Raw genomic sequence first — 21935 nt, 5'->3', positions numbered from 1 at the left:
TTCCCTGCTCCTATGCTGAAAAGCACTTTTTATTGATTTCTTTGCAGATATCATCACATAATGATTGTAAAGTTTCACAAACTCGTGTCCCCTTTTTTACAATACTGGCATCCAAAGTGGTACTAATTTGATTGGCAATAACAATCTCGATTTCTTCATTTACCTTTTCAAACACCATCTTGTAAAATTTCGCAGAATCCAATTCCATGTTTTTTTCGTCTATTTCCAGAGTGCCTTCTTTATTCCCCGGCAAGGAATACTCTATGATATATTTTCCGCCTTCATACCTTACATTATAAGTTTTTCTCATATCTTTTTACCCTTTGTTGAATTGTATATATACCACCATCAATGTTGTCCGCTACGATTTTTAAAATACTATATTTATCATCTTCATATTCCAATGCACCTGATTGGACTGAAATCTCCTCGTTTTTACTTAGAAAAATAACATTATCAACATCGAGATTAACAATAAATTGCGGATTATGTGTAACCATGATAACCTGACGTCTCTTAGCCATATTTCTAAATTGTTCAAGTACATCTTCCTTAATCGCCTTTTGAGAAATATGATCTTCGGGCTGATCAATAATATATATACCCTTATTCTTTTCCTCCCCGCTTAGGAGCTTAAAATATATACGCGAATTAAAACCTGCAGATAAATCCGAATATACATCCTTCCCATTCTCAGTTATAGCCTTAATGGGTTTGAAATCATTATCCAACCTTGATGTAATCTTTGCTTTGAAAGCTTCCAATGGGTCTTCAATATCATTTGGATACCTTGAAATACTATTTTTCAATTCCTTCCGAGTTAAAGTATTTAAATCAAGCTTATGATCCCTCTTAAGTACACTTGAAATAACTTCATTGATGTATTTTTCATCTACTTTTTCAACCATTATTTTAGAGACAAACAAGAATGTATCAACAGGATTTACCTCTGGTTTAACGATAGTTTCATCAATCTGACACTTATAATCCTCAAATGATAATCTGGTCTTCACAAGATTACTGATATTTTCAGCAAGTATTTTTCTATCTTCTGCAAATGCATTATGTCGATTCTGAGCATCAGTCTGTCTTTCGCTATACTTCCTTTTAAAACGCTTCAAAGCTGTATTAAAAGCATTTCTTTTTGTTCTTTCAAGCTTAGCCTTTTCGTACTTATCACTGTATTTTTTATGAATTAATTCAAAGTACTCAACTTCACTTTGCAATCGTTCCTTATCGCCCTCTTCCAAGGCTTTATTAGGAATTATTTCCTTAGTTAATTCATCAATAATTGCCTCGAGTTTTTCAACAAGTTTTTGAAGTTCTGAGATATCTATCGTTTCTAATTCAATACCAAGCACCAATTCCTTTTCAAGCTCGTCCTCATCTAAAATACTTAACGGCAATAGCTGATTTATACTATCCTCATATTCAAATCTTTTTTCAATTAGCTTGTAAAGGCGATTAAACTCTCTTTCGACAGGCTTTCTGTATGAACCAGCATTGATCTCAGTGGGAAAGAACTCCGCCAAGTACTTATCAGCTTTCAAATTTACATCCTCAAAGATTTCTCTAATTTGTCCCTGATAATTAAATTTGAAAATATCTTTTTCATCTATCTTTGTTAATATTTCAATGCCATTGTCGCTGATGTACTTCTCATAACCTCTTTTTAGCTTAGTATTTGAAGATATCTCTCGTTCCGAAGTTAATTCGTGCAGTAGAAGAGATTTGCCTATGGAGTTATCTCCAATTATTACATTTATACCTCTGGACATAGGGACAACATTAGTCTTACCATTGATTTTGATTCTTAATTCTTTTACATATTTACCCTGGCCCCAAAAGCTTCCGGAATAATTAATTCTATGATTATCCGTAATTGCCATCACTAAACCCTTAAAGGTAGGCAACGCTTTAAGGTAAGTAAAACCTATCTCGTCTTTCTTGTCTTCGGAATTAGGATACCACTTCCAATCATGGCAATCAGAACCGGTAACAAATCGCATTTTGTCTTTTACATCATGATCTATCGAGTATTTTTTATTAAAAACTTCATTGTCCCTTTGACGAAACTCATATGCATCAAAGTATTCTAAAAACAATAGTTCATTAAACTTATCTCTCCCAAGTGATAAGACATCAGATTTATGCGGCTTTTGCGTTGATGTTGGTGATTTTTTCTGGTGGGCTATCATTACAAAATCCAAATCTATTTCCTTTAAAATCAGAAAGTAATCATCTCTGGAGAATGCTCCATCTTTGTACTTTTCTTTGCCCGACCCTTCATTCAAGATTTTTTCAATATTCTTTACTTTTTCATCATTGCTGTCATCGAATATTGTTACGATATGAATAACCTTTTTTCCATCAAAATTTACCGAAAATTCAACCCCAGGCAATACCTTTTGCAATTCATTTCCTTCATGCGATTTTAACACCCGGTACATGGAATATCCAAAACGGTCATGATCAGTAATCGCACACATATCAATACCATTCTCTTTAAGCTTAGAAATCAGTACAGGAATATTTTCTATAGTATTGTTTGCAACCTTTTTCCCGTCTTTATGTGCCGACTCTATAGAATGAATGTGTAGATCTATCTTTATAGGCTCATCTACAATTTTTTGCATAATACCCCCAAAAACTCGAATCACTTAATGTAAACAAGGGACAGCAAAAGATGTAGCCCTTTTACTGCCCTTGTAAATTAACTTCTTTTCAATCTTCTTTTCTGAAGCTTTTTCCATATATCTCTTGCTTCATTACACAGCGTTTTTGAAATCCCAAGCTCTGCAACTAGGATTTTATCATCTACTAAATCAAGAGCTTTTGTAATATCATCGTTTCTTCTTACAATGTCATCCACCTTTTCAAGAAGTGATCTTACTTTATCTTCTGAAATATTGTCTAATTTAGGGACAAAAATATTTCCCACCTCACCAGGCAATATTTCAAGAACGCCACCACCATAACTTCTTCCGCATAACTCGGTAAAAGCAAACGATATACTGTTATAGTAAGAAAGCATTATTTTCTCAGCACTTACACCGTCATTGAACTTTATTCTATGCATAGTGTCCGTAGAAACAGCTTCACATCTGTTTAAAACAAACTTAGGATAAAGATTATTTCTTCTCAAGAAAAAAGCATCCGGAACCCATATTGATGGAATTCTATACCAGCGATCTCGTATAGAACACTTATACCCTTTGTTTTCTTCTTTTTCTTCTCCTAACTCGATGTATTCCCTGTGCTTTTCAGGATACTCGTCATATGGTGTCTCTGGAAAATCTATCAGATAAGCTGCTTTTCCGCTATTAACATTTTCCATCCAATCTTCCTGAGTAAAGAAAATACTATTAGCATGAGAACTTCTACCTATAAGTGGTCTTACAACACTCTCTAATTCATACTTTTCTACGGTGTTTTTATCTACTGAAAAATACTTATTGTTTCCAGTTGTAATACCAACATTTATTAGAGCGCAATCAGATAGCTTATGAAACAGCTCGTTATTTCTGATTTCAGAGACCAATTCATTCTCTTTATCTGTGGTGAAATACTTTGTCCATTTCTCATGAACATGTTGTAACTTCTGGAAACCATTTGAGTTAATATCGAAATCCTTTAAATCATCAAGGTTGTTCAGCTCTATTATTCTGATTCCCTTTTCTTCTTCTCCCTTCTCCCCTATAAATACTACTACTTCTTGTTCTATGTCAGAGAATACTAACTCCTCAAACGTAATAATAGAAATCTTTGATAAATTGTTAGAGAGAAATAATCTCAAATCTTCTGCATATACAACCTGCAATATTTCCGCTGGAATTACGAACGCAATCTTGCCTTGATCCGAAAGCATATTAACACATGCCACCATAAAACCAACCCAGGCGTTAATAAGTTTGTTTGCTTTCATACCTTGTGAGGTTAGAATATCTGACAGCAATGCTCTTTGTTCTTCTTCCAAATACTGATATCTGATATATGGAGGATTTCCTAAAATCAAATCATATTTTTTATCTGAGTACTCTTCATAGTAATCAAAGAAATCCTGATTAATAACTTTTAAATTTTTATTACTTTCATATCTCTTCTGAACTTTTATAGCTTCATCATCTTCGATTTCTATAGCTGTTATCAAGTCAAACTGCTCTATGATACCTGTGTTACTCATAGCGTCCAAAAATACGCCATCACCACAACTAGGTTCTAGCACATTCTTAATCTGCATATTACCAGAAAACAGCTTCACCATCATTTCGGCTAAAGGTAATGGCGTATAATATGCTCCGCGCAGTTTCTGTTCAGAACTTTCTTCCTTTAATCTCATCTATTCACCTTATATTTCTTGTTCGTATACCTTTTTTATTAGAGTCTGGATTTCTTTAACCAAAATACTCTTCTCATTTTCTATTACATTTTTAGTTGCACGATCTGTATGCCCCTTCAACTGTTCATTCAGCTCATATATTCTTCTCGTTTTAGAAACAACATCATCATACAACTTTTTATGATTAACATTATTAAAATCCAAATCAACAAAAGGAATCTTATTAAGCAAGAACGTTCCTCTTGCTGTGAATCCTCCCTCAAAATCGCTACCTTGAATCTGAAAGATTTTTTCAGTATATGGATGTGCCAACCATGCTTGAATGTATTCTAATTCATATTTACTCTCGTTTTTCTTGCTTATAGCAACGTATCCAGCAGTTCCACCAGATGCAATCAACATATCACTTTTATCGTATGCATACATCGGTTCTTTGCTAAGAACTCTTACAATTAGCTTTTCAGTATCAATAAATGAAGTTAGCGCCTGTGTTCTTCCATACTTATACCATGTATCCTCAGTAGCATCAGGAACATCCCTGCCTATACCATCATTTAAACATCTCGGAACAAGTCTGTCATAGCAATCCAGCAAATATGCATATGTTCCAGCAAAGGTACTTTTCATTTCATCAATTGAAAACAATTTACCCTCTTTGTCATATGGGAATATAATTCTCTTATCGGTTTCCAATAAAGAATATGTTGTCATGCCCTTTTCAGCATTTTTGGTAGGTTTAAAATATGGTTTGAGAATACTTTTTTCTACCTTGTATTTCTTACCAAATCTTTCTACATATATAAAATCATTGTCCTCTTTATAGATGCATGTTCCATCAAACCAATACACTTCTTTTTTATCTGAAAACTTTTCCGCTCTTTCAGCACTAGTCTGTATACCATTAAATATATTGGCAACATCAGATAATGGAATGGCTTTATCTTTGGTTTTGTCAAGCATCTTCAAAAAATCTATTTCTGTTGTTAAAAGCCATGGGTTCTCATCAAATATTTTTGTATTTAAATCTATACTACTTATATTTGATCCAGTCCATAAGTCTACAACGTTCTTAACATAAGAATACTTCATTACAGCGCTTTTCTCTTTTTGTGCTGTAACTATCGCACTATAAATTGTCTTGTCCGGGAACAACTGCGCGTCACCAAAGTCATCAATTGATACTAGGTGTTTTGCAAGTAATTTCCGCAATTCCTTACCAGCCTTTATCTTCGGAAACTTGTTCGGAATGATATAACATAACATACCATCGTCAATTAGTAGTGACATAGCTTTTTCAACAAATAAAAAGTACTTATCAAATTGCAAATATGAACTCTTGTACTTTTTCTTATATACATTGAATTCAATCTCACCAGAAAGCCTGTGCATATCCTCCGTATTAACATATGGCGGATTGCCTAATATCACGTCAAAACCCTTACCAGTATTAAATGTCTCCCAGTCAAACGGAACTAGATTGACTAACTCTTCAACAGACAACTCTCCACTGTTAATATCGCTGTTTTCAACCAGCGAGTTTCCTGCAACTATATTATTAGCCAAATCCGGAAGAATCGGATTCTCTTCTTTAACAGAGGGTTCTGTCTCACCCTCTAACAGTTTTAACAGCAACGATAACTTGCATACTTCAACCGCATTGCTATCTATATCTACGCCGTATATGCAAGAAGAAAGCAATCTCTTTTTTTCATTCAGAGGAAGTTTCTTTTTTCCTTCTTCAATTTCCAGCAAATGTCCCGGGTCATTGTTCTCATACCATCCAGTACAATAATCAATCAGGTATTGATAAGCTTCCTCCAGAAACACGCCTGAACCACAGGCTATGTCAGCTATTTTAAGTTCCAACACTTCATGTGGAGTCTTATTCATGCACTTTTTATCCATAACCGTCTTAACCATATACTTGACGATCTCTATAGGAGTGCTTACTACAGACTTGTATTTATACTCGCTTTTCTGCGCTAAGCTTACTTTCCCATCTACTACAACCAAACTTTCAGTTAAGAAAGCTTCATATATTTTACCTAAGATACTTGGTTCAAGAACAGTAAAAAGGTAGGGCGTCTGCGGATAATACAATGACTTTATAATGTCGTCAATAAGATTCACCTTTAAATCAAATATTGGTGAATCCCCTTCAAAAAGTCCTGAATTATATCTCTTATCTGCTTTTTTAAGTATCTCTGTAAGGATCTGTTGTAAAGTAGCCTTATCCGCAATTATTTCATAAAGCTTTCTATACAGCGGCAATTTTCTATCTTCGCAAATTCTTAGAAATATAATCTGATTTATGAACGACTGTACAGTTTCATTAAGTACTTTTAAATCTTTATATTTTTCATCTTTAGAATATAAGTAATCTCCAAGTGCCAATCTCCACTCGTTAATCTGCTTTAAAAAGGTCTCATCTACTTCTGTGCTATACTTAGAGCTGTCTTTGAATGATTTTTTTACAAATTCATCAATATTTCCATTGTAAATATTGTCTCTGCCAATTAACTCATATATCTCAGCATATTTCAGCAAGTAATCTTTGTAATTATATACCCTGTACAAAGACGCTCTGGCATCGTCGCCATCATGAGGCTGATTTGTTGTATCATAAATGGACAAATTTTCAAAATTTGTCAGAACAGCATATGGATGATTTGCATTCCATCCATATTTTCTAGTCTGCATTGCAGGATCAGTTTCAACCAATATATCCACGCTTGGTTTTTTTGCCTCTACATGAATTTTTGAAACTCCGTTAAGTGTAAGCGTGTAATCTGGTCTCTCCGAACTATTAGAAAACTTTTCAACAACTACTTCCTTGTACTGAGGTAACTTTCCTTTAGAATTCTCGACATCCCACCCAAAGCATTCTAATAAAGGACTTATGTATTCATCCCTGCATTCAGTTTCATTATAAGCGTTCTTCGAATCACGATAATATTCTCTATTATCACCATATTTCTTAATCAACTCATCAAGCTTTTCTTTTCCCACAACAAATTCTCCTTTTCATGTAAGTATCCTTACCCTACATGATAAACAATATGGTGTCCCAAAATATGGACTCGTCATCAAAATCAAAGAAAATCAAAGAAAAAATCAAATTTATCAAATATTATTTCTTTACTTTTTCCACATTATCTAGTAACCCACAATATACATTCTACCAGATTTTGTCTAGTTTTTTAACCGTTTCAACACATCTTGTGGCGATAAATATGTCTTGCCTTTTCTAAAATAAAAAAGCCGGGGCAGTACACCTAAGTGTATCTGCCCCGAATCATTCCTAACGTCATCAAACGCTCTTAAAGTATTCAATTACCTTCAGAAGATCTTCACCCACAACCTCCGACAGCTTTTTCATTTCATCATCTGCAGGAATCATGTCCGGCACCATGATCGGACGCATGCCTGCAGCGTGAGCTGAACGTATGCCGTTATATAAATCTTCTATTGCAAATGCTTCTGCAGGATTGACCTTCATTACATCACAGGCAATCAGATATATCTCCGGATCCGGTTTGGATATCTTTACAGCATCGCCTCCGACAAGTTCCTCAAAATAATTGATGAGCCCGGCATCACGAAGTTCAGCTTCGACTACTGCTTTTCTTGTTGATGATGCAACAGCGCATCTGACATTTTCAGCTTTAAGATATTCCAAGACCTCTTTTACGCCAACCTTGACCGGCAACTTACCGCCATCATATTTTTCATGAAAGAGTCTGCTGCTCTCGGAAAGAAGTTTATCAGCGATACCTTCTCCGCAGATTGCAGCGTAAGCATCCTCGACAATCTGGATGGTCTGGTTTTTATTTGTCCCGATGCATCTGTTGAAAACTTCTCTGATATTCTCCAGTCCATATCCGGCTGCTGTCTCTGTCCATGTATCAAGACAAGCTCTCTCCGAGTCGAAGATAACGCCGTCCATGTCAAATATAACGCAGTAATCTTTTATCATCTCTCACCTTTTCTATCAGAACACAAATGGAAATTCATATACGTCACCAACGCTGACAATCGCATCGCCATTTACCTCTGTGACTTCAAATGCCGCTCCGTCCCAACCGTAAGTAATTGTTCCTTTGACATTATCATCATATGAAACAAATGAAAGTTTTCCATCTCCAGCTTCTTCGACGCTGCCCTCCAGCTCTCCTATTCTGTAGATCGATATCTTACAGTTATAGCCTGATTCCCATCCTTCAGAAATGTAAAGTGATCCGTAAATTTCTCCTGTGCCCTGATTATCTATGTACATGCCGGTCACTTCTTTGGCAGGCATTGTATAATCAACACCCTTGAAAGCCGCAAACTCTTTTGCAATAAAATAACATCTTGTCTTAGTACTGTTTTCCAAGAGATCATAATACAAAACAGGATAAATACTTCCACCTTCCTCTGCAGGGCCAAGTGCTTCAAGTACAGCACTCTCTTTCATGGAATTCCAATTACGCTGATTAGCGAGAACTTTTTCCTTGGTCTGTTCATCAACGCCATCAGAAAACCTTCCCCATAGGTCGTTCAGCTCATCATCCCAAACCTTAAAGAAATAACTTGCAACCATATTCATTTCAACCTGATTCTCACTATCTTTTCTTCGTGAAGTGATGTGCTCACGGATTGCATCTATCTTTTTGAACTCTTCTTCATAGGAACTTGATTCCACTATAGCATTCTGAACTGCAAACTTGATCTCACTATCGTAGTCATAAGAATAATCAAGCTCTGATGTCTCATCGCAAATGCTCAAGCCATAGGTCTGCTCTGCAGGAGCTGCATAAGAATCACCTGTCTGTTCGCTTACATCTGTAACAGTTTCACCTGTCCCAGCATTGTTTACTGCATTATCGCCTGCTGCCTCTGGAGCATTTTTATTTTGCTGTGCTTCAAAAATCGAACTATTGTCTTCGTTGTTGGTACTTCCCGCACAGCCTGTCAGTACCATCGCAGCTGTCGCAATAGCAAATCCATATGTAATTAGTTTTTTCATTTCAATATTACTCCTCGTCCTTTTCATATCTACCAATAATATTTCAGTACAAATCTAACGTCAATGTGGATTATTAACAATCATGCTACCAGCTCCAGATCATTTTCCAATTCATTCCCCCAGGTATCCCAGCCAGGTATCTTCTGTCTTGCAAATAATTCCACTCGCGGTACATCACCCACAAGCTCAACAATCCGGTCACGAGTCTCTGCTGGCTTTTTGCTATGCTCTTCAATGTGACTTATGATTACCTGATGGACCGCTCTGCCGATCCGTTTTGGATGTCCTTTGGTTGCAAGCAGGCAGATCTCTGCATTGGATCTTGTCCAATAGCCCATGCCCCAGAAAAGAGAATCGCATTTCTTGTTCTGCTTCACCCAGACAAATGCAACAGTTTTATAATCGAAGCCCCATGCTTTTATAACGTCAAATGCTTCCATGAGGTTCGGAAATGTTGCCCACATGAAAAGAACACAATCCTCAGCAGCAATATATGCAACAGGAAGTCTGCAGATATCCTCCACACTCATTGTAGGATAATGATTCTCAGCACTTCGTCCTTTGCCCTTGTCTGACCAGACACCATATCTCCATGGCGGGTCACAATAGATCACGTTATATTTTTTCTGCTCTCCATTTTTATTTTTATTTTTCATTCTTACAAATCCCCCTTCAAAAGATTCACCTACCCCATCTCCAGTAACCTGGCGCACTAACGTTGCAAGTGGTGCATCATGCGCCCATGATGCTCACTTGTTGAGGCACATCCCCAATCCCCTTAGCATCAGATTAAAATCTGACCACGCTCCTTCGGAGCTAAAAACTGAAAGCCGCCAAGATGATGGCATAGATTTGGGCACTGCCTTAGATGACAGTGCCCTGACTATTATCGCGTGTGTTCACGTTCCTTGTTTTCTTTCTGCTGACCGCTGATACCAAGTATCTGGTCGATATCATACTTCGCAGTCTGATAAGTCTGCATATCTTTCTTTACTTCTTTGTACTCTGCATAGGCAGCTTTCTTTTTGGAAAGCACTTCATCATACTCAGTGCTAAGTTCTTTCACTGATGGAAGTTTACCTTTATGTTTGTTAAAAGAATCTTTGGCAGCTTTATGCGCCATGATGTCATCCTTATGCTCTATAAAAAACTTTTTGCTATAGCCCGACTTACGGTAATCGGCATATACATCTTTGGTCCTGCCATATGTGATGATGTTACTGCGAAGCTCTGAGATTTCTTTGAGCCTTTTTTCATAAGCCTTTATATCAGCACTAAGTTTACTGAATCTCTCTGAAGTATCTCCTGCTCTTTTTTCCAGTTCGTTGTAACTCCGAAGCCCCTGCTCCTGGAAAAAGAGAATTGCCTTCATGACATTTTTTACATTAAACTTCTTAGCCCACATCTCGTAGCCAGGACCTTTTCCTTTAGCAAAGATGTCCTGAAGATTAAGGAGCAGGTCAAAACTGTCATCCCTGTAGAATGGAACACTGTCCTTTTTCATGTCAGTGCCTTTGGCTACACCCTCAATCTTTTTTATCAGCTCATCCTGGGTATAACCTTTTCCAAGAGATCTGAATCTTATGAAACGCTGCTGGCCATTTCCTCTGACAGAAAAATGTTTTCCTCGCTTAATCTCATAGCCCTGCAAAGACAACTCTTTTAAAAAGTCCTCAAAGGTCTTTGGCTTTTTGGAAAGAGCTATGTCTATCGACTCACGCAGTTTATCACGAAAGCTCGGGCCATTATCCTCATGGATATAAGTTGTCTTACTGTGATATGGAGCCGGAGCAATCACTGAGTAACCATTTTCCATGCAGATAATATTTGAAAGTTTTCCAAGAGCAATTCCTGAGCCCCAGAAATTTCTGAACTTTCTGCTGCAGTCCAATGTTGTGGAATTGAAAATCGCATGATTATGAATATGCTTCTTATCAGTATGAGTAGCGACAATAAAAGCATGGTTGCCCTTTGTAAATCTCATGGCCGTCTCATAGCCGATTCGGTTTGCTTCCTCCGGAGTGATCTCCCCGGGCTTAAATGACTGTCTGATCTGATACGCAATTACATTATCTGTTCTCTTAAGACCTGTTATCTGCTCATACTCTCTCTTGGACAAAGTAAATTCTTCACAGACAGTCTTAGGATCACATGCATAAGATGTCACATAAGTTCCATTCTCAGTTTTATCAGGGTTCATTGCATAATCGGTTCTTTCGCCGATACATTTAGCAAGAGTCCTTCCCTTATTTTCATGTAATGCAATAAGTCTTGTCGCTGCCATAACACTCCTTCAGAATCAAAAAACTGCGGCTACAGGATTCTTCCCATAGCCGCACTCATCATTTTATATTTGCCAATCGCTCCAATATTTCTTTTATGGAAGTCCATATCCCTTCCTGCTGAGTCCGTAACTGCTCAATGTCACACAGATAAATGCTCCCGTTTTCATTTGCTTTCTTGGCATACTGATTCAGATTGTTACTGTTGATACGCATAAGCCTCACGACTTCCCTAACATCTGACAGATCCAGCTTAATTATGTAGCCATCAATAGCCATCTTCTTCATGTATGCATTAAGATTTTTTACACCTGCTGCTTCCATACAGTCTCTGATCTGCTGTCTTTCTTCAGGGGTTACCCTGACATGGATTTCATTGCGTTTCTTCTTCATATCACAGCACCAGCTCAGGAGCAAAGCATCGATGAGGCCTGTCATCTGTTTCAGGCTTGCAGTCACGAAGCTGCTTCAAAAGAGAAGTCTTCTCTGCTTTCTCTGCTTTCTCTGCGACTTTCTCATGCTGCTCTCTTTTTTCCTCTTCATCAGGAATACCATTACAATTATCATCCCTGAACTTATCAACAGGTTCATCAACCTTAACGTTGTTAATGCAGCCATCAAGGTTGTTGTCGTTCTGCTCAATCTGATCTTCCAATCCTCTTCTGACATTTCCAAGAGTGTTAGGATCAAGCTCCTGTGGAAGTTTCATTCCAAACTCAGCTCGGACCTTGTACTCAATAAGAGAAAAGACATATGCCGGCATGGTACGTACATCACGCTCCCAGTCCTGCATTGTCCTGTAGGGAATATCCAGGTAATCCGCAAATTCTTTTCTGCTCATACCAGTGGACTCACGGAGCTGGATAAATCTTTCTCCCTGAGTCATGTCATTAGTATCTGCAGACAGTTCCATGTGCTGAGGTGCTGCTGGAACTACTCCATTAACATCATCCCATTTTTCAATAGGTGTTCCTGTTCTTCTTTCCATAACAGCATCACTCCCCTCTGTGCTTCCTTTCAGGAAATCGGATCTCATACTGCACCCTGCCCTCATCATCGTAAGTAATATCAACATAACAGTTGAAAGTCTTGCCGGTCTTGCGGGACTTACATCCCATAAGCTTCACTGTTCCACCTGTTAGAAGATCCTCAGCAATTTCTCTGGTCATCTCCTTACCGATTGCCTGAAAAAACTTGTTATCCTTCCAGATTGCAAAACTGCAGTCCATGTTGTCACAGAAATATGCCATGTCTCTTTCAACCACATTGGTTCCACAGCACGGACATACTCCGACAACATCATCTGTTACAGGAGCTTCAATCTTTTCATTGTCATTAAAATTCCCGAATGGAAGTTCATCTTCATAAGCTGCTGCATCCATCCAACCATCATCATTTACATTTTCCATAATGCTCAGCCCTCCTCTTCATCATCAAAAGAATCTTCGCAAGCACTGGGAATCAATTCATACTCGTCCTTATACTCGTATCTGTACTCATCGATAAGAATATCTGCCATGTTCTTCATGGACTCTGTCAGATCCTTTGATGTTTCAAAAAGATCTCTTGTCTCGCCAAAAATACTTACTTCTTTTTCAGCGAGATCAAGAGACCTCTTCATCGTCTGTGCCATATCTTTGATAAGATGTGCAATGTCCGCACCACTCTTTATTGCCTTTAAGAGCTTCCTATTTTCCTCATGAAGTTCTATATTGATTTCCATTATGTCCTGTTTCTTTGCCATTAAATAGCTACCCCCTTCTCACTCGCTGCACCCCCTGCAACCTTATCCCTGCTTAGCCTTTCCTTCTCAATCTTGAGCTTATCCAAAAGAGATGGTCTCTTTCCGCCAGCTCCATCAGGAAGGATCCTTACTGTACCAAGAATCTTTCTGCCAACATCTGCGACTGTCCCAGGCTTATCAGCAACAACTTCATCTGTATCCCTAAGCGGCCAGTCATCATCTGACTTATTCTTTTCAGCAGCTTCTTTGGAATTTTCACCAGCCTGTTTCTCTTCTGCTCTCTGCTCCTTAGCTATTTTTTCAAGCTCTGCTTCCTGTTCCGGGCTCATCTCCTGGGACTTTTCCTTGTCAATCATCATGTCTTCCACTGACCTGATGATCATTGCCGATGTGGACCTTATGGTATTAAGAGCAGCTTTCAGCTCCTTCATGGACTCATCAGTTGTGTATGACGCTAGATAAGGAAAAGAATAAGCCCCGGTATCATAGCCAAAGAAATTCAGGACTACTGCTGCAGTTCCCTCAGCCTCAATCTCTTTTCTGTTCTTGCTGATATCTTTTGACGCATCAGCATGCAGCTTTGCATGAACCACTTCATGAAGGCATGTCTTAAGAGTCTGTAATTCGCTCATGTCCTTCTGGATAGCAATTCTCTTTTCCGCCACATGGTAATATCCCTTGGCACCAGATTTAATGTCTTCATAACCAATTGGAACAGGACTTACTTCTCTTATGACACTCATGAGAAGGGAAAACTTATTAACATCCCCCTTAAGTTCATCAATGCCAAGCTTTGGAAGCTCCTTGCCTTCGGTCTGCGAAACGTCAAATGTACTTTCAGCCTTAAAGCCCATGAGATTTAGTTCCTGTTTCACCTTCACAGGCTCACCATCTTTATCAAGGACTACTTTCCCATTGGCATCAAGCTTGTCTACTTCCTTTTCGATGGTATATGGCGCAGGAGCTATGACCTTGATTCCTTTTTCACCTTTCTTCACATAACGCCCCATCTTCTTCCACGCACCATAGCTCTGACATAATGTCGCATCCGGCTTCTGCATGGAAATCAGAATGCAGTTGTTCAAAGAGTAATGCGGAAACTTTGCCATTGTCGCAAGAAGAGTCTTAAACTCTGCGCTGCTCCTTACAGACTTAACACCGACTTCAAGCTGGTCAGTAAGTTCCTTAAGCCTGTCTTCCCGGCTTTTGAAATTCATATTTTCTGTATCAGCCATTCAGATCACCTCACTTTGTTTTCTTTGGTGCCTTAACTGAAGAAGGAGCCTGCCCAGCAGACTCCTTCCTGACAGCCTTCCTTGCTGCCTGTGCATATGAAATATATCTTGATTTACGTGCCATCAGTCATCCTCCTCGTCATAGGATTTCTCCTCCCCGGTGTCATCATAAGAAGATTCTTCCTCCTCACTGATGCTCTTCAGATAATCATCATCTTCATAGTCTTCATCAGGATCCGGCAAGGTATTCTTCTTTTTAGAATTCTTGGTCGTTGTATAGTACATAAATCCGCCGGCACCTCCAAGTCCAAGGATCAGAAGGATAGCCATGATTCCATTCACATTAACTTCTTTCTTTGGTTCGGGCTCCGGTTCTGCCTCAGGCTCCGGTTCAGGTGTAGGCTCAGGGGTAGGAACAACAGGCTTTTCTTCTACTTTCTCCTCAGTCTTGCCTTTTCCTGTTACTGCAATATATTCACTGACCTGGTCCTCATCCATAAGTGACAGAAGATCTGACTCATCTACCATGTTAAGGAAATGAACCTTCTCATTGCCATCATCGTCTCTGTCAATGATGATATAAAAATAATTGCCATTCTTAGTCATGACAGTGATGAACTGCTTGCCTCCGGCTTCAAGGCTCCCATAGTCATCTACAAGCTCCATGTTTCCATCAGGAGTAAGTGGTCCCCACTTTTCCTCAATCTCAGGGTCTTTGCCCTCGCAGTTACGATAGTCCTGCTTACAGAGCTTGCATTCCTCATTTACATGATCCTCTGTACACCTTGATTCACAGATGCAGTCATATCCACCGGCTGCAGCTGTAACAGGATTCAAATAAAAAAGTGACCCGCAAAGAGCCACTGACATGCCAAGAACCTTTGCCCTGGCTGCTATAGAATTAAAAAACTTCATTTAATACATCCCCCTCAAACTTGTTATCGTTGTTTTCGGCAGCATCTGTACTGCCAACAGGCTCTTTTCCGTCAGAGCTCTTTGCAGAATCTTTTCCGGAATTCTTATCCGATGCAGCAGATTTCTTTGGAGCAGGCTTCCTCTCTTCTTCAATATATCCAAGCCTCTCCGCGGCTTTTTCAGGCGTTATCTGCAAAAGATTTATAACGCCGACAATAGCAGTAGCTTCTTCTGATCTGATATTAGCGTCCAGTGCATCCACTTTCTTCTGGAATTCTTCTATCTTTTTCATATAACGTTCCCTGTCTGCTCTGTACTTTCTTAGTTTTTCAAACATATTCCCTCCGTCTCTTATGGCAAGCGGCCAAATCCCAGATAATGGCTCTGCCAGTATGGTGTATTGATTGATGAATAATGGATTGGATTTCCGGCATGGAGCATCATTCCATTACCCACATATATCCCGACATGACTTGCTCCGGGAGTATCATATGTTCCCTGGAAAAAGATAAGATCTCCAGGCTTTGCTTCTGAAGCAGGTATATTTCCAGTGATTGAACGAAGGCCATTTGCTGTCTGCCTTCCCACATTCCAGCCATTACCGCAGTGGTTTATCACATAGCTTACAAATCCGGAGCAGTCAAATCCATCCGGTGAATATCCTCCCCATACATAAGAAACGCCAAGATATTTCTCTGCTTCATGAAGCATACGTGCAAATTCTTCATCACTCAGGTACTCTCCGGGTACATGATAATCATCATAATCACCCGGTCCCGCTCCCGGAATACTGTAGATGTCATCCTCACCAAAGAGATACTTTTTATTTCCAAAGGTCTCAAGCAGTATCTCATATCTGGCAATTTCATCATCAGTAAATCCAAGTTCCTCTACTACATAATCAAGACCATGATTTACAAGATAGATATCGCAGATGTAATACTCATACTCTTCGGTATAGGTATAATCTTCCCAATAACCGCCTTCAGCATAAGAATCATCTTCAACCCATCTCGTATCTTCAACTTCTCTTTCTCTTGTCTCTACTGTTTCCTCGTATGTGATCTCATACTGGAGTTCAAAGATTTCCTGGAGCTTATCCTGTACTTCATCTCTTGTATATGACTCAAAGATTACTGTGAGAATTGCTGCAAGCTGATATGGATTATGCCCCACCTCATCAAGGTGGTAATTGACCTCATCATAATCAGCATGATCCTCAGCTATTTCATCAACCTCATCCATAAGACCTTCTTCAAGCTCCTTGTAATCATCTTCGGTCTCAAGTATGTCCTCATCCTTTGCAGTAAAAGAGGTCGCAACTGTTATGTCACCGCCTCCTGCTCCAAGAGCTGAACATGAATTCATGAGTCCCGAAAACGCCAGGATAAGGATCAGGATTGCCACTATGATTATGGATATTACAGGATTGTCCATGATAAATTCCTGGATCTTTTCCGCCAGAAGTGCCAACATATCTTCTGCTTTATCCGTTATCTTCCGTCCAATCTTTCCGGTATTCTCAGCGGCCTTAGCATTTTTAGCAGCAGCTTTTCTCTGCATTTCTTTTTTCATGCGCTCTTTGGCAGCCTTTTCTGCAGTGCTCTCAGTATTCTTTCCCTGATGGAGCTTATTGCTGTACTTACTGTGCTTTATCTTGCTGGTGACATGACTAACCGCACCACTGGCAATATATCCGCCGGCATCAAAAGCTTCCTCGGCAACACTGCTCTCATCCTTATTCTGATCTTCACTGTTCGCACCAGAAATATCACTTACAATAGAAGCAGCGACTCCTACACGGCTTGCAGCTTCAGTAATCCCTGCTTTTGTTCTCTCCCTTGCAGCCTTCTGCTCAGCTTTCTTTGCGGAATCCTTCTGTCTTCGAGTCTTTTCAGCATTTACAGTCTGCTTTTTAACTTTCTCGTGGCGTATATCTTCTGGAGTCTTCTTTGAAGTATCTTTCTTTGAGCGTTCCTGTCTGAACTTCTCCCCATAATACTTCTTGGCAGACTCTTTATTCATAAGCTTGTCAGCATGAGTCATCTCTCTTTGGGTTGGCCCCTTATTCTTGGAATTATCCCTTGTGTATAAGCTTTCATCCATCATTCATCTCCTTAAAGGCTCAGGCTGACGCTTTATCTGCATCAGCCTTATTGCCATTCTTTTCAATAAATTTGGTATTGATAACCTGATAAAGCATGGTCTCTTTCGGGAACCTGTCTACAAATGGCAGGATAACGTTGCCATAAAAAATAAGCCCTTCACCTTCTCCCGAATGAGTAACATACGAAAGCTGGTGTGGACTTATGTTTAACTGCTTTGCAAGAATAGATCTGTCTCCTACCGCCTGATTGAGCATGAGAATGAAGTCAGAGTTCTCAAATATATTCTCAATTTCGCGGGAAGCCAGCAGATCCTTGATGTTCTGGGTTATACCAGTCGGCATACCTCCCCATTTTCTGAAACGCTTCCAGATTTCTACTGTATACGCAGCAGTCTGATCTTCCCTCAAAAGAAGGTGCATTTCATCTATATAGTACCTTGTACTCTTTCCAAGTTCACGGTTAGCTGAAACCCTGCCCCAGACAGCATCTTCTACGATAAGCATTCCTATCTTTTTGAGCTGTTTGCCAAGGTCCTTTATATCAAAGCAGACTATTCTGTTATTGATATCAACATTTGTTCTGTGATTGAAAACATTAAGTGAACCCGAAACATAGATTTCAAGTGCAGTTGCCACAAACTTTGCCTCAGGCTCTTCCTGTCTTAAAAGTTCATTATAAAGGTCTTCAAGGATTGGAATGTTTTCTGGTCTTGGATCCTCAAGATATTTTCTATAGATCATCCTCGTACATCTGTCGATGACAGTTCTTTCCGCAGGCTTTAGTCCGTCCCTTGAACCAAGGATAAGTTCACATAGAGATAAAATAAAATCCACCTTGAGCATTACCGGGTTATCATCATCGGAATAGTTCATGTTGATATCCATTGGATTAACGTACTGGTCTGATGTAGGACTGATACGGATTACCTGGCCTCCGAGGTACTCGACCATTGCACGATACTCATTTTCAGGATCGCAGATGATGATATCATCATCCGTGACCATGAACGCATTGGCTATTTCCCTTTTTGCTGCAAAAGATTTACCGGAACCCGGTGTACCGAGAATTAGTCCATTAGGGTTCTTAAGCAGCTTTCTGTCAACCATGATAAGGTTGTTTGAAAGAGCATTAAGTCCATAATAAAGTGCTCCCCTGTGATCCTGGAACAGTTCCTGTGTAGTAAATGGAACAAATATAGCAGTGCTTGAGGTTGTCATTCCGCGCTGTATGTCCACTTCGTTGTAAGCAAGTGGCAGAGAACTTACTAATCCCTGCTCCTGCTGGAAATCCAGACGTACAAGGTTACATGAGTGCTTCTGCACTATTGAAGATGCCTGGAAGATATTGTTTTCAAGCTCTTCTTTGGTCTTTCCTGTATTCATGATCATGAAAGTAAGAAGAAACATTCTCTCATTCTGCTGCTGTAATTCCTTCAGAAGGTCTTTGGCATCCTTGCCATAAGTAGCCAGATCTGAAGGAATGATGTCCATATCATACCCGGAACGTACTGCCTTTTTCTGCTCCTCTATCTTACTTCTGTCGAGCTCAGTTATGGTATGCTTTACTGTCTTTATAGCCTCATTCTGGTCTACAGACTGCAGGTGCATTGTAACAATCTGACTTGATTCCATACCAAGGATCTCCGCAAGCATCCTGTCACTGATATCTGATGCATCGATGGAAAGAAAACTCATGGCACACCATGTATCTCCCATCTTGAAATACCTTCCGGTCGGAAACTCAAAAGAGCTTGGTGCTACAAAATCTTTTGGTGAAAGCCCGGTTTTTACAAGATATTTCCAGTCAAAATGGAACTTGGACATATCGCCTATATGCATCTGCTTATGCATAAGCTCCAGTCTCTCATATCCATTTAAGGTTCGGGCTAAAACGCCAAGAGTCTTGAAGTTATTAAGGATATCCATCTCGATATGCACAAGTCTTGGTTTTGCTGACTTCATGGAATCGGCGTGGATACCGAAAGTAATATACTTGGTCTTTGTAAGGCCATTATTTCCTGCCTCCATGTTCTTAAGAAGTACTCCGGAGTATTCATCACGAACATCATTAAATCTGTCATCCTGATGCTGAATCTTAATCTTCTTTTCAAAATCCCCTACTTCTGTTGCAAAGTTCATGAAAGAAAGCTGGAAATGCACAGAGCTGTCAAAGAAATTGAGGAAGCTGCACCACTCCTCAAAAATCTCTTTCTTATCCTCCTGCTGTGCAAGCTGATAATTTATATCCTGGAACTGGATCGTTTTGGTATAGTAATCCATTCCGACTCTGCAGATTCCATCAGGGAATATTCTCTCAAAAGGCAGCGTCTGCTGCGCAGTTCTTGGAGTCCCGTCATTTTTCTGAGCATTCTTTATGATCTTTTTTATTTCTTTCTGCTCACGTTTTGACAGCCCTTCCGGCATATCAAACTCTCTTGTATTCTTATTCTTTAGTGGAAGCACGAACAATCTTTTCCACCTCCCTCTCTGCAGCTGCCTGTCTCATGAGGGCTGCATAATAGTTATCCGTCTTATACGGACGTTTCTTAGGCCTTATGAAAATGGCCTCAATAAAATGTCCCAGGTAAACTTCCAAAGGTCTTCCATTCTTTTCATACATGGCAAAAAAGAATATTGGCATCATGATCACCATCATTCCCATAACTGCCACGTTTACTGTAGCCACATTCTTTATAAGAAAAAATGACGGCACTCCTATAAGCGCCGCCACAATAAAGCATATGATCTGCCGTTTTGTTAAATTGAATATGACCTTGCTCTTTACCTTAGTTAAGTCTCTGGGGACACTGGTGTATGAAGCTGCCATAATAATCCTCCTGTTACATTGCATTCAGGATAGCCTTGCTCACTGTGCTTGTCTTGAAAAGGGACAGTCCAAGAAGGAATGTATATCCAAGAACGCTCCAGAGCGATCCGACTATATCTGATGAAAATGAAATTGATGCGATCAGCATTGCATAAATACCTACACATATCATGATGAGAAATCCCTGGAATCCGAGAGCAAACAGACTCTTTACAAAGTGCATGCCCATGGCGCTGTGCTCTCTATTTCCCCATGTTGCAAATGGAATTGGAGCCATGGAAACATACATATAAATTTCAATCATACGAACCATGATGATTACAAAAATGAGCTTCGATGAAAGCTGCGTCAGGATCATTATGATCGAAACCTGAAAAAACAGTGCAAAGATGCTCCATATATCCATAGCCTCAATTGTTGACTGCATAGACGCAAGTGCTGATGCATCAACAGCTGTAGATGCACTGATGATTCCCCCGGCATTTGTGATCACATGCTGTGCTACATCAAACACTGCCATGGTGAAATCAAAGGTATGTGTGATAAGTTCCACAGCAATGGCTGTCTTGAACACCCACTTCCATATAAACCAGGTCTCGAAATTAGCCAGGTTATTGTAGCTGATTATAAGCTGTATCAATTCATAACAGGCCACAAAGGTCAGGATTATGCCTGCAATCGGCATTATGACAGTATCGGATATGTTTCTGATCATGTTAAAGACTGATGGAGAAAAAGCTGATGGAGTCGTTGCCACATCAGATGCAATTGCTCCCACCTCATCATTCACGCAGTTAAACATTGAGCTCAGACAGCTCATGAGATAAGGGATTATCAGCTCTTTTAAATGCTCCTCAATCTGTTCAAATAATCTGTCCAATCTATGTCTCCTGTTCTTGTTTCGTTGTTATTAATTACAGAGCCAGACTCGGAAATGATACCATTTCCTCGTTGGCGGATATCTGCCAAATGGAGATATTCAAGAAAACTTCCGCGCGAGCATGCTCTGCTCCCGTTTTCTTGAAATCTCCACCTGACTCTGTATTGTTCCATATTCAGTTTTTATTATTCTTCTGACAGATCAGAAAAGACCTGAAAGAAGAGGAATGAGTGTTGTTCCGATTAAGGCAACACCACCTCCCGCCATCAGCTGCTTCATTCCCTGGCTCTTTGCACCTGGGTTGTCATTGCCATAACCTTCAAGAAGGTTGATGATTCCCCATACTCCAAGGCCTGCGCCAAGGGCGATTACTACTGTCTGTAATGTTCCTACTGCTGAGTTAAAAAATGCCATAATGCTTAAAACCAAAAAACCATCACAAATGCAGTATTCATGCAGTTTTCAGCGTTTTATGGTAAACCCAAGATGGGTTTTGTCGCTTTTTTGTCGCACGATGCATTTGTGGTGGTTTTTTCTCTCCTTCCAATAATTTTTTTGGTTAGCGGCATCACTCATATTGCTGTGATGTCGGTTGATA

At 39.5% G+C, this 21935-nt stretch carries 20 protein-coding genes; all 20 read right to left on the bottom strand.

What is annotated here, in order from left to right:
* Positions 1 to 10: 10 nt before the first annotated feature.
* On the bottom strand, positions 11 to 310 hold the full coding sequence (locus G632_RS0113720; protein ID WP_022769936.1) for a hypothetical protein: 300 nt from the start codon (positions 308 to 310) through the stop codon (positions 11 to 13).
* On the bottom strand, positions 294 to 2636 hold the full coding sequence (locus tag G632_RS0113715; protein WP_022769935.1) for a hypothetical protein: 2343 nt from the start codon (positions 2634 to 2636) through the stop codon (positions 294 to 296). Before G632_RS0113715 ends, G632_RS0113720 begins: the two co-directional genes overlap by 17 nt.
* Before the next feature lie 77 nt (positions 2637 to 2713).
* Entirely contained in the window at positions 2714 to 4339 is a 1626-nt protein-coding gene (locus G632_RS0113710; protein ID WP_022769933.1) for a class I SAM-dependent methyltransferase, read from the bottom strand.
* A gap of 9 nt (positions 4340 to 4348) precedes the next feature.
* Positions 4349 to 7348 (bottom strand): Eco57I restriction-modification methylase domain-containing protein, encoded by a 3000-nt coding sequence (locus G632_RS0113705; protein ID WP_022769932.1) that lies wholly within the window; start codon positions 7346 to 7348, stop codon positions 4349 to 4351.
* Positions 7349 to 7649: 301 nt separating this feature from the next.
* Entirely contained in the window at positions 7650 to 8315 is a 666-nt protein-coding gene (locus tag G632_RS0113700) for an HAD family hydrolase (RefSeq protein ID WP_022769931.1), read from the bottom strand.
* A gap of 15 nt (positions 8316 to 8330) precedes the next feature.
* Positions 8331 to 9347: a lysozyme inhibitor LprI family protein gene (locus G632_RS20170; protein WP_022769929.1), complete on the bottom strand. Its 1017-nt coding sequence runs from the start codon at positions 9345 to 9347 to the stop codon at positions 8331 to 8333.
* 80 nt (positions 9348 to 9427) lie between these two features.
* Positions 9428 to 10003, bottom strand: a complete 576-nt coding sequence (locus G632_RS0113690; RefSeq protein ID WP_022769928.1) for an MT-A70 family methyltransferase — start codon at positions 10001 to 10003, stop codon at positions 9428 to 9430.
* Between the two features lie 230 nt (positions 10004 to 10233).
* A complete protein-coding gene (locus G632_RS0113685; protein WP_022769927.1) occupies positions 10234 to 11631 on the bottom strand; it encodes a relaxase/mobilization nuclease domain-containing protein in 1398 nt (465 codons plus the stop codon).
* 58 nt (positions 11632 to 11689) lie between these two features.
* Entirely contained in the window at positions 11690 to 12022 is a 333-nt protein-coding gene (locus tag G632_RS0113680) for a plasmid mobilization protein (RefSeq protein WP_022769926.1), read from the bottom strand.
* Between the two features lies 1 nt (position 12023).
* On the bottom strand, positions 12024 to 12617 hold the full coding sequence (locus G632_RS22340) for a helix-turn-helix domain-containing protein (RefSeq protein ID WP_242826727.1): 594 nt from the start codon (positions 12615 to 12617) through the stop codon (positions 12024 to 12026).
* 7 nt (positions 12618 to 12624) lie between these two features.
* Positions 12625 to 13038, bottom strand: a complete 414-nt coding sequence (locus tag G632_RS0113670) for a DNA topoisomerase III (protein ID WP_022769923.1) — start codon at positions 13036 to 13038, stop codon at positions 12625 to 12627.
* Between the two features lie 5 nt (positions 13039 to 13043).
* Positions 13044 to 13373: a hypothetical protein gene (locus G632_RS0113665; protein WP_022769922.1), complete on the bottom strand. Its 330-nt coding sequence runs from the start codon at positions 13371 to 13373 to the stop codon at positions 13044 to 13046.
* Positions 13373 to 14608: an ArdC-like ssDNA-binding domain-containing protein gene (locus G632_RS20160; RefSeq protein ID WP_022769920.1), complete on the bottom strand. Its 1236-nt coding sequence runs from the start codon at positions 14606 to 14608 to the stop codon at positions 13373 to 13375. The genes G632_RS0113665 and G632_RS20160 overlap by 1 nt, the downstream gene beginning before the upstream one ends.
* 123 nt (positions 14609 to 14731) lie before the next feature.
* A complete protein-coding gene (locus G632_RS0113650; protein WP_022769918.1) occupies positions 14732 to 15523 on the bottom strand; it encodes a DUF4366 domain-containing protein in 792 nt (263 codons plus the stop codon).
* Positions 15510 to 15860, bottom strand: a complete 351-nt coding sequence (locus tag G632_RS0113645; RefSeq protein WP_022769916.1) for a DUF4315 family protein — start codon at positions 15858 to 15860, stop codon at positions 15510 to 15512. Before G632_RS0113645 ends, G632_RS0113650 begins: the two co-directional genes overlap by 14 nt.
* A gap of 14 nt (positions 15861 to 15874) precedes the next feature.
* The gene (locus G632_RS0113640) at positions 15875 to 17629 is read right to left on the bottom strand and encodes a C40 family peptidase (protein WP_022769915.1); all 1755 of its coding nucleotides are present in this window, start codon (positions 17627 to 17629) and stop codon (positions 15875 to 15877) included.
* Between the two features lie 19 nt (positions 17630 to 17648).
* Positions 17649 to 20054 carry a VirB4-like conjugal transfer ATPase, CD1110 family gene (locus G632_RS20155; RefSeq protein ID WP_022769914.1) on the bottom strand — a complete coding sequence of 802 codons (2406 nt, stop codon included), beginning with the start codon at positions 20052 to 20054 and terminating at the stop codon, positions 17649 to 17651.
* 19 nt (positions 20055 to 20073) lie between these two features.
* The gene (locus tag G632_RS0113630) at positions 20074 to 20457 is read right to left on the bottom strand and encodes a PrgI family protein (protein ID WP_035782757.1); all 384 of its coding nucleotides are present in this window, start codon (positions 20455 to 20457) and stop codon (positions 20074 to 20076) included.
* A gap of 13 nt (positions 20458 to 20470) precedes the next feature.
* Positions 20471 to 21337, bottom strand: coding sequence for a VirB6/TrbL-like conjugal transfer protein, CD1112 family (locus tag G632_RS0113625; RefSeq protein WP_022769912.1), 867 nt, complete (start codon positions 21335 to 21337; stop codon positions 20471 to 20473).
* A gap of 201 nt (positions 21338 to 21538) precedes the next feature.
* Complete coding sequence (locus G632_RS0113620; RefSeq protein ID WP_026512590.1) at positions 21539 to 21751, bottom strand: Maff2 family mobile element protein; 213 nt, start codon at positions 21749 to 21751, stop codon at positions 21539 to 21541.
* Positions 21752 to 21935: the final 184 nt, after the last annotated feature.

The organism is Butyrivibrio sp. NC2007, assembly GCF_000421405.1.
In the GTDB taxonomy this organism is placed as follows: Bacteria; Bacillota; Clostridia; order Lachnospirales; family Lachnospiraceae; genus Butyrivibrio.
This window is presented reverse-complemented; position numbering and strand designations above follow the sequence as displayed.